This is a genomic window from Psychrobacillus psychrodurans, assembly GCF_050209195.1.
Taxonomy (GTDB): Bacteria; Bacillota; Bacilli; order Bacillales_A; family Planococcaceae; genus Psychrobacillus; species Psychrobacillus psychrodurans.
The window spans coordinates 2,395,496-2,417,222 of sequence record NZ_CP189791.1; the positions used below are offsets into that span (position 1 = coordinate 2,395,496).

Annotated in this window: 27 protein-coding genes and 1 other annotated feature; of the genes, 2 read left to right on the plus strand and 25 right to left on the minus strand. The window is 36.6% G+C overall.

What is annotated here, in order from left to right; genetic code table 11:
- Nucleotides 1-71: 71 nt before the first annotated feature.
- Nucleotides 72-386 carry a post-transcriptional regulator gene (locus tag ACQCPR_RS11560; RefSeq protein WP_090563970.1) on the minus strand — a complete coding sequence of 105 codons (315 nt, stop codon included), beginning with the start codon at nucleotides 384-386 and terminating at the stop codon, nucleotides 72-74.
- Nucleotides 387-478: 92 nt separating this feature from the next.
- Here ACQCPR_RS11560 and ACQCPR_RS11565 point away from each other — a divergent pair, with 92 nt between their 5' ends.
- Nucleotides 479-2,005 carry a putative polysaccharide biosynthesis protein gene (locus ACQCPR_RS11565; RefSeq protein WP_090563972.1) on the plus strand — a complete coding sequence of 509 codons (1,527 nt, stop codon included), beginning with the start codon at nucleotides 479-481 and terminating at the stop codon, nucleotides 2,003-2,005.
- Between the two features lie 10 nt (nucleotides 2,006-2,015).
- Here the strand turns inward: ACQCPR_RS11565 and ACQCPR_RS11570 are convergent, their stop codons facing one another.
- From ACQCPR_RS11570 to safA, 8 genes are all read right to left on the minus strand, one after another.
- Nucleotides 2,016-2,654 (minus strand): DUF421 domain-containing protein, encoded by a 639-nt coding sequence (locus ACQCPR_RS11570; protein ID WP_090563975.1) that lies wholly within the window; start codon nucleotides 2,652-2,654, stop codon nucleotides 2,016-2,018.
- A gap of 249 nt (nucleotides 2,655-2,903) precedes the next feature.
- On the minus strand, nucleotides 2,904-3,173 hold the full coding sequence (gene yajC, locus ACQCPR_RS11575; protein WP_090563977.1) for a preprotein translocase subunit YajC: 270 nt from the start codon (nucleotides 3,171-3,173) through the stop codon (nucleotides 2,904-2,906).
- Nucleotides 3,174-3,217: 44 nt separating this feature from the next.
- Entirely contained in the window at nucleotides 3,218-4,357 is a 1,140-nt protein-coding gene (gene tgt, locus ACQCPR_RS11580) for a tRNA guanosine(34) transglycosylase Tgt (protein ID WP_090563979.1), read from the minus strand.
- The gene (gene queA / locus ACQCPR_RS11585; protein WP_427137089.1) at nucleotides 4,358-5,398 is read right to left on the minus strand and encodes a tRNA preQ1(34) S-adenosylmethionine ribosyltransferase-isomerase QueA; all 1,041 of its coding nucleotides are present in this window, start codon (nucleotides 5,396-5,398) and stop codon (nucleotides 4,358-4,360) included. It abuts the gene before it with no gap.
- 14 nt (nucleotides 5,399-5,412) lie between these two features.
- Nucleotides 5,413-6,426, minus strand: coding sequence for a Holliday junction branch migration DNA helicase RuvB (gene ruvB / locus ACQCPR_RS11590; RefSeq protein ID WP_090563983.1), 1,014 nt, complete (start codon nucleotides 6,424-6,426; stop codon nucleotides 5,413-5,415).
- Nucleotides 6,427-6,449: 23 nt separating this feature from the next.
- The gene (gene ruvA / locus ACQCPR_RS11595; protein ID WP_427137090.1) at nucleotides 6,450-7,070 is read right to left on the minus strand and encodes a Holliday junction branch migration protein RuvA; all 621 of its coding nucleotides are present in this window, start codon (nucleotides 7,068-7,070) and stop codon (nucleotides 6,450-6,452) included.
- Nucleotides 7,071-7,163: 93 nt separating this feature from the next.
- On the minus strand, nucleotides 7,164-8,012 hold the full coding sequence (locus tag ACQCPR_RS11600) for a phosphotransferase (RefSeq protein WP_090563987.1): 849 nt from the start codon (nucleotides 8,010-8,012) through the stop codon (nucleotides 7,164-7,166).
- A 3-nt stretch (nucleotides 8,013-8,015) separates the two neighbouring features.
- Complete coding sequence (gene safA, locus ACQCPR_RS11605) at nucleotides 8,016-8,762, minus strand: SafA/ExsA family spore coat assembly protein (protein ID WP_090563989.1); 747 nt, start codon at nucleotides 8,760-8,762, stop codon at nucleotides 8,016-8,018.
- A gap of 136 nt (nucleotides 8,763-8,898) precedes the next feature.
- On the opposite strand from safA, the gene ACQCPR_RS11610 reads away from it, so the two are divergent.
- A complete protein-coding gene (locus ACQCPR_RS11610) occupies nucleotides 8,899-9,429 on the plus strand; it encodes a transcription repressor NadR (protein WP_427137091.1) in 531 nt (176 codons plus the stop codon).
- Nucleotides 9,430-9,579: 150 nt separating this feature from the next.
- Here the strand turns inward: ACQCPR_RS11610 and pheA are convergent, their stop codons facing one another.
- The 16 genes from pheA to ACQCPR_RS11690 form a co-directional block, all read right to left on the minus strand.
- Nucleotides 9,580-10,458, minus strand: a complete 879-nt coding sequence (gene pheA, locus ACQCPR_RS11615; protein WP_090563995.1) for a prephenate dehydratase — start codon at nucleotides 10,456-10,458, stop codon at nucleotides 9,580-9,582.
- A gap of 62 nt (nucleotides 10,459-10,520) precedes the next feature.
- Nucleotides 10,521-10,976 carry an ACT domain-containing protein gene (locus ACQCPR_RS11620; protein WP_090563997.1) on the minus strand — a complete coding sequence of 152 codons (456 nt, stop codon included), beginning with the start codon at nucleotides 10,974-10,976 and terminating at the stop codon, nucleotides 10,521-10,523.
- A gap of 18 nt (nucleotides 10,977-10,994) precedes the next feature.
- Nucleotides 10,995-12,284 carry a GTPase ObgE gene (obgE, locus tag ACQCPR_RS11625; protein WP_090563999.1) on the minus strand — a complete coding sequence of 430 codons (1,290 nt, stop codon included), beginning with the start codon at nucleotides 12,282-12,284 and terminating at the stop codon, nucleotides 10,995-10,997.
- A 5-nt stretch (nucleotides 12,285-12,289) separates the two neighbouring features.
- Nucleotides 12,290-12,823 carry a Spo0B domain-containing protein gene (locus ACQCPR_RS11630; protein WP_090564001.1) on the minus strand — a complete coding sequence of 178 codons (534 nt, stop codon included), beginning with the start codon at nucleotides 12,821-12,823 and terminating at the stop codon, nucleotides 12,290-12,292.
- A 216-nt stretch (nucleotides 12,824-13,039) separates the two neighbouring features.
- Entirely contained in the window at nucleotides 13,040-13,330 is a 291-nt protein-coding gene (rpmA, locus tag ACQCPR_RS11635; protein ID WP_090564003.1) for a 50S ribosomal protein L27, read from the minus strand.
- 12 nt (nucleotides 13,331-13,342) lie between these two features.
- A complete protein-coding gene (locus tag ACQCPR_RS11640) occupies nucleotides 13,343-13,678 on the minus strand; it encodes a ribosomal-processing cysteine protease Prp (RefSeq protein ID WP_340930012.1) in 336 nt (111 codons plus the stop codon).
- A gap of 1 nt (nucleotide 13,679) precedes the next feature.
- On the minus strand, nucleotides 13,680-13,988 hold the full coding sequence (gene rplU, locus ACQCPR_RS11645) for a 50S ribosomal protein L21 (protein ID WP_090564007.1): 309 nt from the start codon (nucleotides 13,986-13,988) through the stop codon (nucleotides 13,680-13,682).
- Nucleotides 13,989-14,000: 12 nt separating this feature from the next.
- Nucleotides 14,001-14,079: a sequence feature (ribosomal protein L21 leader region), on the minus strand.
- Between the two features lie 51 nt (nucleotides 14,080-14,130).
- Entirely contained in the window at nucleotides 14,131-14,727 is a 597-nt protein-coding gene (locus ACQCPR_RS11650) for a site-2 protease family protein (RefSeq protein WP_090564009.1), read from the minus strand.
- Entirely contained in the window at nucleotides 14,720-15,265 is a 546-nt protein-coding gene (locus ACQCPR_RS11655; RefSeq protein ID WP_090564010.1) for a peptidoglycan DD-metalloendopeptidase family protein, read from the minus strand. Before ACQCPR_RS11655 ends, ACQCPR_RS11650 begins: the two co-directional genes overlap by 8 nt.
- A 1,034-nt stretch (nucleotides 15,266-16,299) precedes the next feature.
- Nucleotides 16,300-17,100 (minus strand): septum site-determining protein MinD, encoded by an 801-nt coding sequence (gene minD / locus ACQCPR_RS11660; RefSeq protein ID WP_090564012.1) that lies wholly within the window; start codon nucleotides 17,098-17,100, stop codon nucleotides 16,300-16,302.
- Nucleotide 17,101: 1 nt separating this feature from the next.
- The gene (gene minC / locus ACQCPR_RS11665) at nucleotides 17,102-17,773 is read right to left on the minus strand and encodes a septum site-determining protein MinC (protein WP_090564014.1); all 672 of its coding nucleotides are present in this window, start codon (nucleotides 17,771-17,773) and stop codon (nucleotides 17,102-17,104) included.
- A gap of 35 nt (nucleotides 17,774-17,808) precedes the next feature.
- Complete coding sequence (gene mreD / locus ACQCPR_RS11670) at nucleotides 17,809-18,336, minus strand: rod shape-determining protein MreD (protein WP_090564016.1); 528 nt, start codon at nucleotides 18,334-18,336, stop codon at nucleotides 17,809-17,811.
- Nucleotides 18,333-19,235, minus strand: a complete 903-nt coding sequence (mreC, locus tag ACQCPR_RS11675; RefSeq protein ID WP_427137092.1) for a rod shape-determining protein MreC — start codon at nucleotides 19,233-19,235, stop codon at nucleotides 18,333-18,335. Before mreC ends, mreD begins: the two co-directional genes overlap by 4 nt.
- Nucleotides 19,236-19,248: 13 nt before the next feature.
- A complete protein-coding gene (locus ACQCPR_RS11680) occupies nucleotides 19,249-20,268 on the minus strand; it encodes a rod shape-determining protein (RefSeq protein ID WP_241596654.1) in 1,020 nt (339 codons plus the stop codon).
- A gap of 95 nt (nucleotides 20,269-20,363) precedes the next feature.
- Nucleotides 20,364-21,062, minus strand: a complete 699-nt coding sequence (radC, locus tag ACQCPR_RS11685; RefSeq protein ID WP_427137093.1) for a RadC family protein — start codon at nucleotides 21,060-21,062, stop codon at nucleotides 20,364-20,366.
- Nucleotides 21,059-21,661, minus strand: a complete 603-nt coding sequence (locus tag ACQCPR_RS11690) for a Maf family protein (RefSeq protein WP_427137094.1) — start codon at nucleotides 21,659-21,661, stop codon at nucleotides 21,059-21,061. The genes radC and ACQCPR_RS11690 overlap by 4 nt, the downstream gene beginning before the upstream one ends.
- Nucleotides 21,662-21,727 lie beyond the last annotated feature (66 nt).

Here is a 21,727-nt window from a genome sequence, read left to right on the forward strand (position 1 = left end):
ATTTCCTCCTCAAAAAAAAGCAACAAGTTTATTATGAAACACGTTGCGCTCACTGTCAAATAACGATGCATTTAATGTTCTTCAGAAATGGGATTTAATAACAATTGCAATTCGTCTTGATTAATCTCAGAAAACCAATTAGATGTTCTTTGATTTTCAATTTGCTCAAATGTCATAAATTCTGCGGGAGAAATAGTTAAAATATCATTTATGATTTGATAAAGAGGCAACGAAGATATTTCTTTCTTTCTCCATTTTTTTGTCACACAAAATTTCCAAATATCCATTTCTGTAACTGTATTGTATTGATAAACGACAAACTCATTTCTCTTACTTTCTATAGCTGGTAGTACGTGCGTAAAAATATCTTCATAATTATTTTCCATAATATCGCACCTCTTTTAAAGAATAATGTACTAAGCAATATGCATATTGTTATTGTATACGAAGTTCCTGTATTTGAGAAGGAAGTGTTTAGTTGTCAACATTTTTAAAAGGGTCCATTGTGCTAATGATTTCCATTTTTTTGTCTAAGTTTTTAGGATTTGTTTATCGTATGCAGTTTGTTCGTTTAACAGGTGAAGAAACAGTTGGGATTTATATGACTGCTTATCCAGCTTTCATCTTTTTCCTTTCTTTGGTACAACTTGGTATTCCAATTGCAATGGCTAAAATTATTGCAGAGTTACGCGCTAGAAGTGCCACATCGGATTATTTTTCTGTTATGCGAACCTCTGTTATTGTTACTGTTATTTCGATTTTAATATTCACACCATTATTTATCTTCGTGAGTCCTTATATCTCGGGTAGTCTATTAAAAAATGATGCAATCACAATGACTTTGTATGTATCCATCGCAATAGTTCCAATTGCTGCAGCTGGAGGAATATTAAAAGGATTTTTCCAAGGTATAGCAAGATTAGAAGAAACCGCAGTAGCCCAATTAATGGAACAAATTGTGCGTATTCTATTAATTACCTTTTTACTTCCATTTTTTCTTACATCTGCTTCACCACAAGAAGCCGCTGCTTATGCTATGATCTTAGCTCTTATCGCTGAACTTATCGCACTGCTTTACTTAAAATGGAAATATGACAGATGGAAAACAAAGCAAACTTATAATAAAAAATCTAAAGCATATCCATTATCACCTCTCTTCGCAATTGCTTTACCATCTTCAGGAAGTCGTCTATTCGGATCGTTCACATGGTTTTTGGAACCAATCATTTTTATCAAAGCTTTAGCTATTACTGGAATTACTGCAGTAGCAGCTACTACTCTTTATGGAGTTATTTCAGGTGTGTTAGTTCCTTTGTTATTGTTTCCATCTTTCATACCGTACGCACTTTCTATTGTCCTAATACCTGCAGTTAGTGATGCATTTGCACGGAAAAATTTCACGCTATTAAAAGAAAGAATTCATCTTTCTCTAAGATTCTCTACATTGACAGGTTGTTACGCAGCTACACTGTTTTATTTACATGGTGGGGAGCTAGCAGAAGCGCTATTTCATGTAGAAAATGCTACTATTTATATGAAAATTCTGTCGCCTATTTTTTTCTTTTATTATATTCAAAGTCCACTATTTTCTATTTTGCAGGCATTAAATAATTCTAAGGCGGCCTTTCTCAATTCCTTATATGGTGGCGTAGGAAAATTATTACTATTATTTTTCCTTGCTTCTCAAGCTTCTATTCAAGAAAAAGGAGCTATCGTCGCGATTGGATTTGGAGTATTGATTACTTCTTTTTTACATATCGCTTCTTTGAAAGAAAAAAAAGAAGCACAAATCGGCTTCTCTTTTTTTGTAATTCCCTATGCAGTATTCTTAATAACAATTATTTCAAGACCATTGGTTATTTCTATTGGGAGTCAACCATTACTAATCGATTGTCTACTAACTTTGGTATATTTAACAGTCGCTTTGGTACTTTTTAGACAGATTAAACGAAAAGAGATTAGTGTCATTTTCAAGATTGCAAAATCATCAAAAAATAGGTTTTAATGTACAAGAACTAAAATGATGTCTTTAGTTGAATATAGAGATTCTCATTCTCATAACTACAGTAAAATATTTTTTTATAGTTCAGAATTTGCTTCTGCTCTAGTTCTTTTATCAACCATTTTTCATTCTTACCAATATGCTCTAAATGTCTATGTTGTATTTCGCCATCGATAATGAGAGGGAATACATATTGTTCTTCATCTTTTTTAAAGACAGATAAGTTACCTGATGACTCCAAAAAAGCATAGGAGACTGATTGAATAGAACCAATCTGTTGTTCACGTAATTGTTGAAGCAAGTCATCTAAATTATAACGTTGTTTTCTCATCTCTTTTTCAACGATTATTCCATCTCTTATTAGTATAGAAGGTTCACCTTCCATGACATCCCGAAACTTTTTGCTTTTTAATGAAAAGTAGGAAACGCCCATCTGGATGAAAAATAGCATAAGAACTGGGACAATTGCATTGATAAAACTACTTTGAGGATCATCCAATGAAAAGCCTGCAACCTCGGCTATTAAAAGAAAAACAACCAAGTCAAAAATACTTAATTCACCCACTTCTCGTTTTCCCATCAAACGAAAAATAAGTAAAATAAACCAGTACAAAATAAATGTCCGAATTATTATTATGAGTATGTCCTGCACATAATCACCTCATAATTACCATGCCCAAAGAAAAAGAACTTACTCATATAATGAGCAAGTTCTTTTTTATGTATTTTAGTAAAGATAAAAAATTGAGTATCTAAACCTAGAATACTGCGAATTTATGTGGTTTGTCCAGGCATTTGAAGCACTTATTTAGTGCTTCAGGATTTTGAGTAAGCAAGTTACACATTTACTCAAAATCCTTCCAGTGCCTAACATGACTATCTTAGACTCATTCACTTTTTATTATAACTTTGACTCTGAAACTACTCGTCCTACTGCTACGCGCTCGAATTGTAAGCGAGTTCCGTCTGCAACAGTAACAAAGATTGTTTGATCATCTACTGCATCTACCTTGGCGTGTAAACCACCAACAGTTATGATATCGTCTCCACGCTTAAGATTGCTTTGCATTTGTGAAGTTGTTTTTTGACGCTTTTGTGCTGGTCGAATGATGAAGAACCACATTACAGCGAACATAGCAACAATTGGCAACAAACCTGCTAAATTACCCATATATTTATTTCCCCTCCTTTACCTCTTTATCTAGTATACAAGAATCAGAAGTTTTTTGCATTTGGTTTGTTATACCCATATTCTTCAAAAAATTCTTCTTTAAAATCAAGCAGACGATCTTCACGTATAGCTTGTCGCACATTTTCCATTAATTTCATTAGGAAATGTAGGTTATGATAAGATGCTAGGCGTAAGCCAAACGTTTCATCAGCTCTGAATAAATGGCGAATATAAGCACGTGAATAATTTTTACATGTGTAACAATCGCATTTTTCATCGATTGGACCAAAATCGCGAGCATATTTTGCTCCTTTAATAACTAGGCGACCTTGATGAGTAAAGAATGTACCATTACGTGCAATACGTGTTGGTAATACACAGTCAAACATATCTACGCCTCGAATAGAACCATCTATTAATGAATCAGGCGAACCAACACCCATCAAATAACGCGGCTTGTTGTCAGGCATCATTGGAGTAGTAAAATCAAGTACACGGTTCATTACATCTTTTGGCTCACCAACCGATAACCCTCCAATTGCATATCCAGGGAAATCTAAAGAAACTAAATCTTGTGCAGATTGACGACGTAATTCCTCATACTCTCCACCTTGGATGATTCCAAATAGTCCTTGCTTATCTGTATTCGTATGAGCATTTAAACAACGTTCTGCCCAACGTGATGTACGTTCTACAGACGCTTTCATATACTCAAAAGATGCAGGATAAGGTGGGCATTCATCAAAGGCCATCATAATATCAGAACCTAAATCGTTTTGAATCTCCATTGATTTTTCAGGACTTAGGAATAGTTTATCCCCATTGAGGTGATTGCGAAAATGAACACCCTCTTCTTCAATTTTACGCATATCACTTAAACTAAAAACTTGGAATCCGCCTGAATCTGTAAGAATTGCACGATCCCAGTTCATAAACTTATGAAGTCCGCCTGCTTCACGAATAATTTCGTTTCCAGGACGAAGCCACAAGTGATACGTGTTGCTAAGAATAATACCAGCATTCATCTCTTTTATTTCTTCTGGAGCCATTGTTTTTACAGTAGCTTGTGTACCTACTGGCATAAATGCTGGTGTTTCAAAGGACCCGTGAGGAGTGTGTACAATACCCAACCTAGCACCTGTTTGTTTATCTTTTTTTATAAGTTCATACGTAATTGCTGTCATTTAATAATTCCTTCCTTTTATAAACATTGCATCGCCAAAACTGAAAAAGCGATACTTTAAGTCAACTGCTTCTTTATAGGCACCCAAAATAAAATCTCTTGAAGTAAGTGCACTAACAAGCATTACTAAAGTAGATTTAGGTAGGTGGAAATTCGTAATCATTCCATCTATACATTTAAATTCATAACCTGGATAGATAAATATCGAAGTCCATCCACTATCTGCTTGAAGTTGTCCATCATATTTAGTTGCCACTGTTTCCAATGTTCTAGTAGAAGTGGTCCCAACTGCTACAACTTTTCCTCCAATGGCTTTCACTTTGTTAATTACATCTGCTGTTTCTTGTGTAATCCGATAAAATTCAGAATGCATTTCATGGTCATCGATAGAATCTACACTAACCGGACGAAAAGTTCCAAGTCCTACATGTAATGTTACAAATGCTATTTTAACACCTTTTAAGCGAATTTCATCTAATAATGCATCTGTAAAATGTAGGCCTGCTGTTGGAGCTGCAGCAGAACCCTGCTCTTTTGCATAGACCGTTTGATAGCGATCCTTGTTTTCCAACTTCTCGTGAATGTATGGGGGAAGTGGCATTTCTCCTAATTGGTCTAATACTTCAAAAAACACTCCCGTATATTCAAAACGAAAAATTCGTCCACCATGGTCTTTGATGCCTGTACAGACAGCTTTCAACAAACCTTCACCAAATGTAATTTCAGTGCCTATTTTGACCCGTTTTGCAGGTTTCACAAGTGTTTCCCAATGATCCCCTTCTATTTGTGTCAATAAAAGAACTTCTACATTAGCTCCAGTTTCTTCTTTCATCCCCATTAGGCGAGCAGGCATTACCTTCGTATCGTTCAATACAAGGCAATCTCCTTCATTTAATTCATTTAGTATTTCCTTAAAGTGAGTATGTGTATACGACTGTTTTTCAAAATCTGCTATCAATAGTTTACTACTCGTTCTGTCTAACAGCGGAGTTTGAGCAATTAGTTCTTCTGGTAATTCAAAATCAAAATCTTCTACTCTCATATATAGGACATCCTTTATAATTCTTTTCTTTCCACTGGCAATGGAATACCGAAATGTTCATAAGCAAGTGGGGTAACAATTCTTCCTCTAGGCGAACGTTGGATAAATCCAATTTGCAGCAGGTACGGTTCATACACATCTTCAATCGTAGTAGATTCTTCTCCAATACTAGCTGCAATTGTATCTAATCCAACAGGGCCACCTCTAAATCGTTCAATCATGGACAAAATTAGTTTATGGTCTATATGATCTAATCCACGTGGATCTACTTGAAGCAACTCCAATGCTTCTTTAGCAATATCAAGAGAGATATGCCCATTTCCACGAACCTGTGCATAATCACGTACTCTTTTTAACAAACGGTTAGCAATACGTGGGGTACCTCTAGATCTTCTAGCGATTTCTCCAGCAGATTCGTGGTCAATGGATGCATTAAATAACTCTGAACTGCGTGCCACAATGGAAGTTAATGCATCTTCATTATAATAATCTAACCGCAGCAACACCCCAAAGCGATCACGTAAAGGTGCAGATAATGCACCAGCCCTAGTAGTCGCACCTATTAAGGTAAACGGTGGGAGGTCAAGACGCACACTTCTGGCAGCAGGACCTTTTCCTACTACGATATCCAAGCAAAAGTCTTCCATTGCAGGATAAAGTACTTCTTCGATGGATCGATTCAACCGATGAATTTCATCTATAAACAATACATCTCCAGGCTCCAAAGAACTAACAATTGCAGCTAGGTCACCTGGACGTTCGATAGCAGGGCCACTTGTCATTCGAATTTGTACGTCCATTTCATTTGCAATTACAGCAGCAAGTGTTGTTTTTCCAAGTCCAGGAGGTCCGTACAAAAGACAGTGATCTAAACTTTCACTTCTCATTTTAGCTGCTTCGATAAATATCTCTAAATTATGTTTAATTTTGTCTTGCCCAATATATTGCTGTAAAAACTGAGGACGAAGTGATTGTTCGAAAGGTTCGTCAAAATTGGAAATTTCGCTTGAAATGACACGTTCATCCATAGCTAGAACCTCCTTTCTTTTGTTTATTTACCTAAAAATAATAACTGTAAGGCTTTTTTCATAAATTGATCGGTTGTTTGAAGTCCAGCATCTGCTTTAAGTAATGGGCGAATTTTAGCTAATTCTCTTTCAGAATAGCCTAAAGCTGTTAATGCTAGCATTGCCTCTTCTAGTTCATGATCGGATTCCCCATTGTCAAATAAGTTAGGTCCATCGTCTTCGAATTCCAGTTCTTCAAAATCTATTAAATCATTTAGTTTTCCTTTTAAATCTAATATCATTTGACGAGCAGTTTTCTTTCCTACGCCAGGAAATTTCACTAAAAATGTTTCGTCTTCTCTCTCTATTGCTTGAATAACATGAGTCGGCTCTCCACTTGCTAATATAGCCAAAGCACCTTTTGGACCGATTCCGGAAACCAAAATGAGCTTACGAAATAACTCCCTCTGTGAAAGCGTTGGAAATCCCATTAGCTGTTGTGCATCCTCACGTACATGAAAATGCGTATATACTTGGACAATTTCCTCACTTTTTCTGAAGGCAAATGGATTTGGTGTAAATAGTTGATAACCAATCCCCTGCTGTTCTACTACTACGTATTCTGGTGTTACTCGAGTTACTTGTCCTTTTATGTAATCATACATCCTTTAAATCCCTCGCAATTCATACTATTATTATAGCATAACAAACAAAGAAGGCCGCTCAAAGCACGAGCGACCAACTCCTTAAAAGTACGATTATAATTTACTTAAAGTATAGCATAAATTGGGCCATTCTGTTAGTGCTTTATTCGTATAGGGTATTAACTGATCGATAAATTTTTGTTTACGCTCTTTTGGTAATGAGTACGCATACAGCCACTCTCGGTATAGCTCATTTGGATACATCATTGCTTCTTTGTATCGCCGAACTACTTTTTCAAGATGCGGAAATTCTGAGATAAGCAACAAAATATCATAATCAATTTCCGGAAGTACCCGGTGCATCCATAGAATATCTTCCATTTCTCTTGGACCGATCACAGCCAAATCAAAATCAATTATTTTATAATCAGAACTATCCGATAAAAAGTTATGGTGAACAACATCTCCATGTAGCAGGGTGCGTTTCTCCATATTAAATGGTTTCATATTACGTAATGCAACATCACCACATAGTAATAGTAATTTTGTCTGATTACATCCTATATGCGACTCGATGAAAAAAGAAATTTCATTCATTTTCCATTTCCGATTCTGCCATTTAGAAATAAGATTAAAAGAATAAAATAAATTACTATCTTCCCAGTCAACTATATTATTGGTCTCATGAATCTGACTTAGAAGAGAGTAGACTGCCTTTCTATCTTCTTTAAAACGATAGGAAACTGTGTGAGTCCCCTTATACCACGGTTGAATAATAAAATCATCTTGTGTAGATTCAATAATTGGAAGTATAAAAGGTTTATCGATGTATTCTAATTCTTTATGAATTAGGCGAATTTTTTCCGCCTGTTCAACGGTTGGATACTTTTTTACAGAGAATATGCCATTTTCATTTTTCCATTTCCATACATTTTTCTTAATTTGTCGTATATACGTACTCACGTTTTAATAATGTGGATAGGGATATGGAGGACATGGATATACAGGAACATAACATATCTGTATACAAGGACATCCTCCGAAATCTGCTTGGTGCTGCATGTATGGAAATTGGTGAACTGGTGGTGGACACGGATACATTGTCGGGAATGTAGGTGAAGCATCCTCAGTTATTGGACTAGTTAGCTGCGGTGTTGGTTGAATTGGTTTTGGTTGTACGGGTGGTGGTGTTGGTTGTGCAACTGGTGTTTTATCCACATTAATATCATAATTCTCGATATGGTTATGAATGTGAATAGAAGTGGACTCCATTAATCTCCACCCTTGTGGTGATGGGGTCGTATCAATATCAGGGACAGGCATCATATGAAATGGGAATGTATAGGATGGTGTTGGTTGCACTGGTTGCTTTGGCTGCTGATACGTAGGTGGTGCCGGTGGTGCTGGTGGTGTTGGCATTACTGGTGGCGCTGGTTTTGTTTTCGTTTTGTCGATTGGTTGCGGGATTTTCACTTCCTCCTTCTTCACCATTTCATTTTTGACCATCTCTTTCTTCACTGGTCTATTGTCACTGTATGGATGTGTTGTCGACTCCATTTTTTTCGAATTCGGAATAAAGATTTTCATACCTGGCACAATATATTCCGGATTAGCTAGATGCGCATTTACTTTCTTTAATTCCTCAAAAGAAACACCATAATTCCTGGAAATTTTCCACAAAGTGTCCCCTTTAACAACAATATGAGTTTGCACGGTCTTCCTCCTTCCTTCTCCTTTAAATTATGTGTAGTATCTTAAAATGGTCACAGATTTTAAACAAACAACCATCCCTTCATGTTAAACTTATGAGTAGGAACCAAGTCATTATGCAAGTTCGGAGGGGTTAATCTTGAAAAAGTTAAAAGGCGGGGATCGTAGGGATTGGATTTTTTCCTATTTAAAGCAGCAACAGGCACCTGTGACTGGCACTGAGTTAGCAAAGCTTACTAATGTTAGCAGGCAGGTTATTGTTAATGATATAACATTATTAAAAGCAATGAATGCCTCAATTATGTCCACCAGTCAAGGCTATATTGTACTGTCTGATAAAGAAGGTACTTCATATATTCAAAGACGAGTCGCTTGCAATCATCAGTCCATTCACTCTGAGGACGAGCTTCTAGCCTTAGTTGATGCTGGCGTCACTGTAGAAAACGTTACCATTGAACACCCTGTTTATGGAGAAATCACGTCCTCCATCATGGTTTCCAATCGACACGACGTTGAAATGTTTTTAAAGAAGGTCCGAGATACGGGTGCTCCATTTTTATTGGAGCTTACTGCTGGAATTCATTTGCATTTATTGTCCGCGCCAACTGAAGAAATTTTAAATAGAGGTATTAGTGCAATTAGGGAAAAGGGATATTTGATGGAAGGATAATTTTTTCATGTACTATCGTAAAAAGAAAAGATAAAAAATCCTTTAAGAAAATAAACCTGTTTCTATTGTTTTCGAAGGATTTTGGACATACGTTTTGCTATATACTTTTTATATACTTTTTTTCAAACAAAAAAAACGAAGCGAATCCATTTATGAACGGATTGCTTCTTTTTTTGTTTCGTATGTATAATACGAGCCTAATGATTTTACACCACAGCCCAGTGCCTTTAACTCTTCCATTGCACCAACCATCATTGGCATCTTTTCGTCCTCTAGAACATCCATGATAAAGAAATAATGCCCTAGACCTGTTTTTAATGGTCGTGACTCAATTTTACTTAAATTGAGCTGTCTCCATGCAAAAACGGAAAGCACCTGATGTAAGGCTCCGGAGCGATCGTCTTTAGGTAAAGTAATCATGACCGTTGTTTTCACTTGATCTGTATGACCTTCTTGTTCGATACAATAATTCTTTTTAGAAATCACAAAAAATCGTGTGTGATTAAATTGAAAATCATGTATGTTTTGTTCGACAATTTTCAAACCATATTCTGATGCAGCAGAAGTATTTCCAATCGCAGCTATACATAAATCTTCGTTTTCAGAAACGTATTTTGCTGCTGCAGCGGTAGAAGATGATTGCTCTAATGGTACTTTACCAAATCGGTAAAACAAATATTTGTGGCATTGTGCCAAAGCATGTGGATGGGAGTAAACGGTTGTCATGTTTTCCCATCGCCCCGCATTATTTGGATGGACCATCAAATGCTGCTCGATTGGAGATAATAGCTCTGCAATAACGTACAACTCTGCCTCATGGAATAAATAATCTATCGTTAACGGAACTGTGCCCTCTAAAGCATTTTCCAAAGGAACTACTGCTATATCTACTTCACCATTTGCAACAGCTTCAATGCATTCAGGTATAGTACGAATTGGCACTAACACCTCTTGTTGAAATAATGACTTAGTTGCTAAATGTGTAAAAGAAGCTTCTGGCCCTAGAAAAGCAACCTGTTTGGTTTTCATTAGAAATACCTCCCCATTGTCTAGCTCCAGCAAATTCTCCCTCGCAGGCGCTGGAACTTTTCTTATAAAGCACCAGAGCTAATTACTTCTGCAGATTCCACAAAGTCCAGTCGCTTCATTTCATTTATAAATTCTTCTAATTCCTTGTTCATCGCTGTTACATCGAGTGATAAAGTTACACTAGCTCTGCCTTGAATCGGTATCGTTTGATGGATCGTCAATACATTACATGTAGATTCAGCAACCAATTGCAATAGTCTAGCAAGTGTCCCTTCTCTATCCTCTAATTGTAGAAATACAGTTAAAATCCGTTCTTGAACAATCGAATGAAAAGGAAAAACCGCATCACGATATTTATAAAAAGCACTTCTAGAAAGGTCTACTTCTTTTACTGCATCCCATATCGAAGATGCCTTCCCAGATTGCAAGAGGTGTTTTGCTTCCAAGGTTTTTTGCATCGCCTCTGTCAGCACATCCTCCCGGACTAAAAAAAATCGCTGGCTTGTCACATCTTTCATGCGGTTCCCTACTTTCTACTATTCGATAAATTCAAATTCAAATTTCAATAATCGTACTGTATCCCCATCTTTAGCTCCACGCTGACGAAGGGCATCATCAATACCCATTCCACGTAGCTGTCTAGAGAATCTACGGATAGAATCCTCTCTGCTAAAGTCAGTCATTTTAAATAATCTTTCAACTGATCCACCAGCAAGTACGAAGGCACCATCATCATCTCTTGAAATTGTGAAATCTTCTTGTTTAGCTTGATACTTGTACATTACAGATGTTTCTGTTTCTTCTTCCATCAATTCCTCTAGTGGGAATTCAGGCGCAACCTCTAACATATCGGCTACAGCAAATAATAACTCTTGTAAACCTTGACGAGAAATTGCTGAAATCGGGAATACTTTCATATCAGATCCGACTTTTTCTTTAAATGCTTTTAAATTTTCTTCAGAATCTGGCATGTCCATTTTATTGGCTACAATAATTTGAGGTCTTTCCGTTAAACGAAGATTATATTGTTTTAACTCCTCGTTAATAGTCAAATAATCCTCGTAAGGATCACGACCTTCCATACCAGACATATCAATGACATGTACAATTACACGCGTACGCTCGATATGACGTAAGAATTGGTGACCAAGCCCTACACCTTCATGTGCACCTTCGATTAGTCCTGGTAGATCCGCCATCGCAAAACTACGATGATCTTCAGTTTCCACCATTCCAAGGTTCGGTACAATTGTAGTAAAATGGTATGGAGCAATTTTAGGTTTAGCTGCTGATACAACGGATAATAACGTGGATTTTCCGACACTTGGGAATCCAACTAGACCGACGTCCGCTAATACTTTTAGCTCTAACTCCACATTTAACTCGAAACCTGGCTCTCCTTTTTCAGATAGCTCTGGAGCCGGATTAGCTGGTGTTGCGAAACGAGAGTTTCCTCTACCGCCACGACCACCTCTTGCAATTACGGCTTTTTGGCCATGCTCAACTAAATCTGCAATTACTTCCCCAGTTTCTTCATTTTTAACTACTGTTCCAGGTGGTACTTTAATGATTAAATCATCTGCATTGGCACCATGCATATTCTTACTACCGCCATGTACTCCTCTATCAGCTTTAAAAATTCTCTTATAGCGGAAATCCATTAATGTACGAAGACCTTCTTCTACCTCGAAGATAACGTCGCCACCATTTCCTCCGTCGCCACCTGCTGGGCCTCCTAAAGGAACATACTTTTCACGTCGGAATCCAACCATACCATCTCCGCCGTCGCCACCTTTGACATATACTTTCACGTGATCAACAAACATTTACCTCACTCCAATCTTCCACTTGCAATTAGTTTTACTTTTATCGAATTGTCGGTAGTTTCTAATATATGCAGTTGAAATAACTCTCCTGTTAATTCATCCTGCCACTTATTATTAGACCAATCTCCCCGAATATCTATTAGTATTTCCAAAAATTCATCTGAAATGATATGAACTTTCAGTAACTGCTCTTGATATCCTCTAAAATGTGGGTAAATAGCTTGCACAAATCTATTTAGATAATCTTTTAAAGCATCATCGTATTTTTCTGCTTTTCTATTTAGAAGAGATGTTTGAACATCTAAAGTTAATTGATTATATTTAATACCAAACGTTTGTAACCATTCATTTGTTTTATATAAGCCAATATTATTTATATCAAAAAATTGATTGCATTTTTGGGAATACTTTTGTATTAAAGCCCTAGCTTCCTCTGGCTTTCCCATATCTAAGTTCATCTGTAATATATGCATATTATTTAAAAAATCATGCATTGTATGACGAAGTACTTCATTTAGAGTAATTTCGCTATGATCCATATTAGACACATCCCAACATTTACTATCTTTACTAGTATAACAGGAATAGTTCTATTTTGCTTTTAGAGTATATCTTACTTATATGAAATTTTTGAAATAACAAAAGCACTGGAGTATAGACGGAGAATTACATGGGAAAAGTTATCTATATGCCATAAATTAAAATTTCCTAAGAAATCAAAAAGGACTGCATAAATGCAGTCCTTTTATTATTCATTAAGCTTCTTGAGCTACAGGATATACACTTACTTTTTTCTTGTCGCGGCCGAAACGCTCAAAGCGCACTACACCGTCAACTTTCGCAAAAAGTGTGTCATCTCCACCACGTCCAACGTTTTCACCTGGATGAATTTTAGTCCCGCGTTGACGGTATAAAATTGATCCACCTGATACGAATTGTCCGTCAGCACGTTTAGCGCCTAGACGTTTCGATTGAGAGTCACGACCGTTACGAGTCGAACCTACTCCTTTTTTGGATGCGAAAAACTGAAGATTTAATTTTAACATATGTTCCACCTCCTACTTTTTGAAGGTTATTTTTATATACTTGGCATAATCTTGCTCAATCGTTTGTAAAGAAACAATCATCGCTTCTAAAATTAGCTGTATTTGAGCAGCCTTTTCTAAATTTGATATGCTTGGAACCTCGACATATAAATAGCCTCCGTCCCCTTTTTGCTTAATAACGGGCGTGATTTCCGTAAGTGCGATTACAGCATTAACTGCACCAAAGGATACAGCAGAAGCTCCTGCACATACTAAATCTTTTCCGTGTTCCGCAAAATCAGCATGGCCTTTCATCTCGAAAGAATGAATATGACCCGATTGGTCTTTTGTTATAGTCACTTTAATCATCTTATAAACTAATAGATTCTACTACTAATTTAGTGTATGGCTGTCTGTGACCTTGTTTTTTGTGATAGTTCTTTTTCGCTTTGTATTTGAAGACTGTAATTTTTTTAGCTTTGCCATTTTTTACAACTTTCGCTGTAACTTTAGCACCTTCCACGAATGGAGCGCCAACTTTAACATCTTCTCCACCTACGAATAAAACTTTTTCAAAAGTTACAACTTCATCAGCATTAGCATCTAATTTTTCAATGTAGATTTCTTGCCCTTGTTCAACTTTGATTTGTTTACCACCAGTTTCAATAATTGCGTACATACTTGCACCTCCTCTTAGACTAAGACTCGCCTTCCAAAAGGTGATTCGAAACTCGAATACTTGAACCTTTTCAGAGCGGTTGTAGCAACGGGTGCTGCTACAAACAATAACATTAAAATATTATCACACATAAAATTCTTAGTCAAGCACTTTTCGTTATCCAATCAAATGCAAGCTTGTACTTACGAAATCTCCAGTAAGATAAGTTTTGAAAGGCAAGAAACAAAAATATAAGCGTAAAAACCAAACCTTCCGGAAAATAAAAACAACTTATCGTAAAAACGACAACGCAAATACATCCTGAAAAGCCAATCAGCCCCTCATACCTATCAGGAAAAATAGAATGTATGATTCGCCCTCCATCTAAAGGAAAGATTGGCAAGAGATTTAATCCTAAAATAAGAATTTGAGTCATGATAAATATATTAGCCTGTGGAAAATCTACAAGCATACCAAACAAGAGCAAAAGAAGCGTAAAAAATGGTCCACCCAAGATTACACAAACCTGCATTGTTTTCGAAAGCTTAGAGAATTGCTCCATCTTTATTTCGCCGCCATATGGTAAGATAGTGCAAGATTGAACTTTTGCACCCATACATACTGCAATGAATAGATGTCCAAGCTCATGAACCAACAACGAGCTAAACACGAGTGCATACATAGCTATTTCACCGGATAAATAAAAGAAAAGAAAAAATGGAATCATTATAGGGTGGACACGAAATAGTTGTTTATTCATAGGTTACGGCAAGCCACTCAATAAGCTCATCCGTTTCCAACATCTCTCCTTCTTTCTCCACCTGAACATATAGAATTTCATTTTCAATAGTCCCAAAAATGTCTCCCGCATTTACAGTCGTATATGGCAGTTGACTAAACTCATCTACGAAACCGTATGTGGCAGTTTCTCCTGTGTCATATAAAATAGACAACGTTTTACCAGTCTTCTTTCTATAACCAGTAAAGACAATTAGTCCATCTTCAGACGCATACAGATCTTGCGATTTATCAATCGATAAAACTGCACCGTCTTCTAAAGGCTGAATCGATTTATATTCGATTAATGGAGGATTAGATACAGGTGCACTAACACTGATTAATTCATCTGAGCGTGTAATCCAAGCAACTACTTGTTTATATATTTCTGTTGGTTTTTGTGGCTCTAATAATAGGCTTGCATAATTGGTTGATAAGGTACTATTTCCCTCTAACTTTGCTAATAAAATAAAAGATAATACAAATACAAATGAAAGTACCCATTTTCTTTTCGTAAGCATAACATTCCCCCTAAGAAGAATATATGAAGGACGAGGTTATTTAATGAATATATCCTTTAATTAAGAGTTTCTGAGGAAATAGTTGATATTTCCTTTATAATAAAAGTACAGTGAGCTCTTTAAGGCCTAAACCAGTTTCTAGCGTTTCCGAAGCGCTTTGGACAGACGTTTTTTCTATATGATTACCGAGTGAATTTTTAGTGATGCTGGTTGGTTGTGACGTTCATTACAACCAACCAGCATCCTTTTTTCGGTAATCTTATGGTGTTTATCTGTCCGTTGCCCTCCTACAACGATTAGAAACAGGTAAGAGCGATTTTGAATAACTAGAGAAAAGATACTTTCCTATTCATAGAGATAGCTCCCGAAGATCCAATATCGGGAGCTCTAACGTTACTCTATAGATAGATACTAGCTATTTTTAAGTCATATACTGTTTTACTAGGTGAGAAATAGAAAAGAAATGCTGTTTTAAAGATGCTCGATAACATATCCAGAGCCTCTACTTTGCAAGCAATCCTTTTATTCTATATCATTCAAAATACCGGGAACACTGATTTTAAATACTCAAGAAGCATATACATTCTTATATTTAATGATGATTTATTCTTAGTTTATCTTTACTTGCTCCCACTTGCTGCTTACTTGCGGTCTTAAACATTTTACTCGCTCTAAGCCTATACTTACTTGCGAACAATTACCTTTTACTTGCGGAATGGGTAATTTCACCAAATTACTTTACTAATGCACAGCCTAAATATATAGAATTGAATTACAAAAAAGTTGCTTTCTACTCACTATGTCAACTGCAATGGTTAGTGTCTTTATATACCCTGCATACTCACCGTGTTTTCCATAATAGCTTGATTTTAATGAATGAATAGTAGGCTAACCACTTAATTGGTTGGAGCGCAAGACGGCGACTCCAGCGGGAGTAATCATTTTTTTAATAATCAATAACCCAGTTTTCACGGTACATATTTGTATACTAAAACAAACCGACTGCATCAAAGTTCTGCAGTCGGTCTTCTATATTATTTAGAAAAAATAGATTTAATCTTAGTAAAAACACCTGTTTTAGGAAGGTCCATGGACATTAATGGCACCGATTCACCTAAAATACGACGAGCGATATTACGGTACCCAAGAGCAGCTCTATTTGCCGGATTCATAACGATTGGTTCACCTTTGTTAGATGAAGTAATAACACTTTCATCGTCCGCTATAATTCCTAATAAATCAATGGATAAGTGAGTAGTAATCTCATTTATATCCAGTGCATCTCCATTATTCATCAAATGCTGACGAATTCGATTGATGATCAGCTTTGGTGGATCGATTGTTTCTTCTTGCTCAAGTAACCCAATAATACGATCTGCATCACGTACTGCCGAAATTTCCGGTGTAGTAACTACAATTGCTTTATCCGCACCTGCAATCGCATTTTTATAGCCTTGTTCAATTCCAGCTGGACAATCAATTAAGACATAATCATATTCACGTTTTAACTCTAAAACAAGTTCTTTCATTTGTTCTGGATTTACGGCGTTTTTGTCCACAGTTTGAGCTGCAGGAAGAAGATAAAGTCTATCCTCAAAGCGCTTATCTTTTACTAGCGCTTGATGAATCTTACATCTACCTTCTATAACATCTACTAGATCATAGATAATTCTATTTTCAAGACCAAGAACAACATCCAAGTTACGTAATCCAATATCCGTATCCATTAAACAAACTTTTTTTCCTTGCAGGGCCAATGCAGTTCCAAGGTTAGCTGTTGTTGTCGTTTTACCGACCCCACCTTTACCTGAAGTTATAACGATTGCTTCTCCCACATTAGCTTCCTCCTTTAAATGTTGATAAATTTGGTCTTAACAGACGAAGATCCTGTAATCGATCAATTGCGATTGAACCATTAGTATGTAAATAAGCACATTCCATTTCGGGTTGCTCCGATAGAACCGTCAGCTCATCCGTCATCGTTTCAACCACACTATCGATGATTAAATGCGTGGCTTCTAGCCAAGAAGCAGCTATAACCGCATCTTTGTTACCAGATGATCCTGCATGGGCTATTCCTTTCAGACGACCAAGGACGAAAATATTGCCTCCAGCAACAACTCTTCCATTTGGATTCACATCACCTACAACAACCAAATCCCCCAAAGCAGTAATGACTTGTCCAGACCGAACAATCCCTACATAAGTCTCTGACTGGTTTTCTAGTAATCTTCTATTACAATCTTCTACAGTCATAACTTCACTTTGAATTTTGGTCACACGTAGATGTTCAGTTTGCTGGACGCAAGATATAATTTCTTTCGTCTGTTCATCGTTACAATAACGATAACCTAAATGTAAAAGTACTTCCGCTTGACCTTCAAACCCTTCATCAGAAACCTTTTTTGTTAATTCATCTAAAAGCTCTGCATATGAACACTGATCGTCTAGGCGTAATACAAGGCCCTCTTTCGTTCCTTTAATAAATATTAACTGCTTTTTTGTCAATCAAGTCACCTCAGATTTACTGTTAAATCAACAAGCTATTTTTGAAGCAATAAGGCTTTTTGATTAAACCTATTTAGAAGAATATATTTAAAAGCCCATCCGAACATCAATAAAAATACTGCATTAGCAATCATTGTAGGAATGAGATTATGTTGATAAAAATAAGTAAAGGTCATCGTTTTAATACCGATGAAAGTATAAAATAAGAACAATAATAACTCTACCCCTGCTACTAGAAGCAAGGTTAGAATAGTAGAAACCAATAGATGTTGGTGAATGTATTTAACAGTATAACTAGCAACCAAACACATTAGAGGATAAATAAAAGAATATAATCCAATAATATCAATGAAAAAGACATCATACAAGAGCCCAAAAAACAATCCATAGAGCATTGCGCGTTTTCGGTCATAATAGATGGCTACAAAGATCAGATAAATGATAAGAAAACGTGGAACTAATACGTAAAAATCACTATTCAATTCAACGGGAGAAAAAAGACCAAAAATCGGTTCTAAATAAAACAATAGAACCGAAATTGCAATAACTAGAAAACGAATCATGAGCCGTCCCCTTCACCTTCTAATAAATCAGCACCTGTATTTCCTCCATCTGTACCATCCACATTAGTAATTGTACGTTTAGAAATAATCACATGATCTAAAATAGAGAAACTAGCAGCAGGTTTGACATATGCTAATTTAGTTAAGCCATAATCATCCGTTGTGATTTCTGTTACCTCCCCAATCAAAATACCTTTCGGGAAGATACCACCTAGGCCAGAAGTAGTTACTTTTTGACCTACTTTCACTACATATTCGGAATCGATTCTTTTTAGTATTAATTCTTTACGCTTTTCATCATATCCTTCAATAAGTCCAAAAACTTCTTCACCTTCAGCAATTACAGCAGAAACCCGATAGTTTGGATTTTGTGTAGATAAAAGTTCCACAGTAGAAGTATAAGGTGTGGTTAATATTACTTTCCCAATTAACCCTTGAGCAGTCATTACTGCCATATTTTCCATTACTCCATGAATCTCGCCTTTATCAACTATAATTTTTTCTTCCCATTGATCGGGATTTCTTGCGATTACAGTCGATTGGATAGGATTATACGCACGAAGATTCTCTTCCTTATCGACAATTTTGCGAAGCTCATCATTTTCAAGACGTAGATCATTTACGGAGGCTTGTAGTGTTACATAATCTTCTAATCTTACTTTTAATCGTTTATTTTCATCATATGTATTAAGTAAAGATTCTACATTATCAAAAACACCAGTTATATATTGGGTCGGTTTGGAAAACATAGATTGTCCAAAACCGACCACATCTTTTATCAGCTGTTCAGGCAGGGATGCATGATTTCGATCTCGCAAAGAAAAGCTAATGAGCGCCACAAGAAAAATCATCCCTACAAGCAGCAATATTAATCGCTTATTCGAAAAAAATTGTGGCATATCACACTTCTCCTTAGTGTTTTGTTTGTTGACGTTTCAATATATTCATATGATCTAACGCTTTCCCAGTACCAATTGCGACACAATCTAGAGGATCTTCCGCAATAAATACAGGCATATTCGTTTGTTCACTGATAACTTTATCTAGGTTTTTCAGTAAAGCACCACCGCCGGTTAACATGATACCTCTCTCCATTACATCCGCAGATAGTTCAGGGGGAGTTTGCTCTAATGTCTTTTTCACTCCATCAATAATGGAAGAAATTGACTCACGTAACGCATTTGAAATTTCTTTTGAGGTAATTTCAATTGTTTTCGGCAATCCAGTAACTAAATCACGTCCGCGAATATCCATTTTATCGATTTGATCGGTTACTCTCGCAGAACCAATTTCAATTTTAATCGCTTCAGCTGTTCGTTCACCAATCGTTAAGTTATACGTTTTTCGTATATATGCAGTAATTGCATGGTCCATTGAATCCCCTGCAACACGAACTGATTCACTTGTAACAATACCGCCTAATGATATAACCGCAACTTCTGTAGTACCTCCACCTATATCAACGACCATACTTCCAGTAGGTTCCCACACAGGTAAATTTGCACCAATTGCAGCCGCAAAAGGCTCCTCTATAGTTAGGGCATCACGTGCGCCTGCTTGCTTAGCAGCGTCAATTACTGCTCGTTGCTCCACAGAAGTAATACCAAATGGCACACAAATCATCACATTTGGTTTGCTCCATGACATTCCAGATGCCTTCATCGCATTTTTTAAATAATATTCAATCATTGCAGAAGTTGTATCAAAATCTGCGATAACTCCATCCTTCATAGGGCGAATCGCAACTATTGAACCTGGCGTACGGCCGATCATATTTTTCGCATCGTTCCCTACAGCAACAATAGCACCGTTTTGTACATTTTTCGCTACAACTGACGGCTCTCTAAGTACAATCCCTTTTCCTTTAATGAAAACTAGCGTATTCGCTGTCCCTAAGTCTATACCCAAATCTCTTGATCCAAATCCAAACACAATTATTTACTCCCTTTCTATCTCAAACAAGTTTTACTTCGTTGTCATAAAGTCATAACTCTCATTATAACTGATAGAACGGAAAATGCACAGTGTCACATATACCCTTTTTCTTTTAGGCTAATAAACTGATGATCACCAATAATAACGTGATCGAGCAATTCTATGCCCATGAGTATACCTGCTTCATATAGTCTTTTAGTCACATCAATATCTTCTGTTGATGGTGTCGGATTGCCGGAGGGATGATTATGAGCACAAATTATCGAGGCAGCTGAACGCTTTACAGCTTCGCGGAAAATTTCTCTTGGGTGAACTATAGAAGCATTAAGAGATCCAATAAAAATTGTTTGCTTATGAAGTATTTGGTTTTTGACATTCAAAAAAAGGACGACAAAATGTTCTTGTTTCAGTGAGGTCATATCATGCATTAAGTAAGTAGCGGCATCTTTCGGAGAACGAATCGTAAATTTGTCATCTGTCTTTTGCTGAGCAAGTCTTTTCCCTAACTCAATTGCTGCAAGCAATTGGACGGCTTTCGCTTGCCCAATTCCTTTAACTGCTGTTATTTCTTCGATTGAAGCATTTTTTAGTTCTTGAATTTGTTCAAAGTAATTGAGGACACTGTTTGCGAGGTGGAGAACAGACTCCTGCTTCGTACCAGTACGAAGCAGGATTGCGATCAGTTCTTGATTTGATAAACTTGAGGCACCTTGTCTGAGTAGTCGTTCTCTAGGTCGATCAGATACATGAACATCGCGAATCATAAGGGAGTCCGGTAACTTAGAATTCATGAATTCACCACTCGCTCAATTTCTATCAAACGCAGTGACAATAATGCTTTAAACAAACGACTGATTGGAAGTCCAATGACATTATTATAATCTCCCTGAATACTCTCGACGAATAAACCACCCATCGTTTGAATTCCATAAGCTCCAGCTTTATCTAAAGAATCTCCTGTTGCTACATAAGCATCAATTTGACCTTCAGGGAGATCAAAAAACTTTACCGAAGTAGTTTCCGCAAAACTAATCGAACAGCCCTCACCATAAATAGCGACACCTGTAGTAACTTGGTGTGTATTTCCAGAAAGTTTTTGTAGAAACTTCTTTGATTCAGCATTATCTATTGGTTTCATCAATAATTCATCCCCAAAACTCACAATTGTATCTGCGGCAATGACAATTGCTGAAGGATTTTCATTTATTATAGAGGTTGTTTTGCCAATAGCGATGTTCATCGCTACTTTTTCTACACTAAGATTTTCTTCTACTATTTCTGCAGCTCCTGAAGCTTTCACATCAAATGGGATACCAAGTTTACTAAAGAGTTCCTTTCTTCTAGGCGACTCACTAGCTAAGATAAAACTATGATTAGTTGTTAGTTTCAATTTCTATTCCTCCTTTTCAATAGCATACAAAACAATTGAAAATAAGGAAATTGTGTATAAAAAGCA

Excerpts from the sequence above, each read along its gene's own strand:
- ACQCPR_RS11560 (WP_090563970.1), bottom strand. The coding sequence starts at position 386 with ATGGAAAATAATTATGAAGATATTTTTACGCACGTACTACCAGCTATA.
- yajC (WP_090563977.1), bottom strand. The coding sequence starts at position 3,173 with ATGGGTAATTTAGCAGGTTTGTTGCCAATTGTTGCTATGTTCGCTGTA.
- tgt (WP_090563979.1), bottom strand. The coding sequence starts at position 4,357 with ATGACAGCAATTACGTATGAACTTATAAAAAAAGATAAACAAACAGGT.
- queA (WP_427137089.1), bottom strand. The coding sequence starts at position 5,398 with ATGAGAGTAGAAGATTTTGATTTTGAATTACCAGAAGAACTAATTGCT.
- ruvB (WP_090563983.1), bottom strand. The coding sequence starts at position 6,426 with ATGGATGAACGTGTCATTTCAAGCGAAATTTCCAATTTTGACGAACCT.
- ruvA (WP_427137090.1), bottom strand. The coding sequence starts at position 7,070 with ATGTATGATTACATAAAAGGACAAGTAACTCGAGTAACACCAGAATAC.
- pheA (WP_090563995.1), bottom strand. The coding sequence starts at position 10,458 with ATGAAAACCAAACAGGTTGCTTTTCTAGGGCCAGAAGCTTCTTTTACA.
- ACQCPR_RS11620 (WP_090563997.1), bottom strand. The coding sequence starts at position 10,976 with ATGAAAGATGTGACAAGCCAGCGATTTTTTTTAGTCCGGGAGGATGTG.
- obgE (WP_090563999.1), bottom strand. The coding sequence starts at position 12,284 with ATGTTTGTTGATCACGTGAAAGTATATGTCAAAGGTGGCGACGGCGGA.
- ACQCPR_RS11630 (WP_090564001.1), bottom strand. The coding sequence starts at position 12,823 with ATGGATCATAGCGAAATTACTCTAAATGAAGTACTTCGTCATACAATG.
- rpmA (WP_090564003.1), bottom strand. The coding sequence starts at position 13,330 with ATGTTAAAATTAAATCTTCAGTTTTTCGCATCCAAAAAAGGAGTAGGT.
- ACQCPR_RS11640 (WP_340930012.1), bottom strand. The coding sequence starts at position 13,678 with ATGATTAAAGTGACTATAACAAAAGACCAATCGGGTCATATTCATTCT.
- rplU (WP_090564007.1), bottom strand. The coding sequence starts at position 13,988 with ATGTACGCAATTATTGAAACTGGTGGTAAACAAATCAAAGTTGAACAA.
- ACQCPR_RS11650 (WP_090564009.1), bottom strand. The coding sequence starts at position 14,727 with ATGAATAAACAACTATTTCGTGTCCACCCTATAATGATTCCATTTTTT.
- ACQCPR_RS11655 (WP_090564010.1), bottom strand. The coding sequence starts at position 15,265 with ATGCTTACGAAAAGAAAATGGGTACTTTCATTTGTATTTGTATTATCT.
- mreD (WP_090564016.1), bottom strand. The coding sequence starts at position 18,336 with ATGATTCGTTTTCTAGTTATTGCAATTTCGGTTCTATTGTTTTATTTA.
- mreC (WP_427137092.1), bottom strand. The coding sequence starts at position 19,235 with ATGCCACAATTTTTTTCGAATAAGCGATTAATATTGCTGCTTGTAGGG.
- radC (WP_427137093.1), bottom strand. The coding sequence starts at position 21,062 with ATGAATTCTAAGTTACCGGACTCCCTTATGATTCGCGATGTTCATGTA.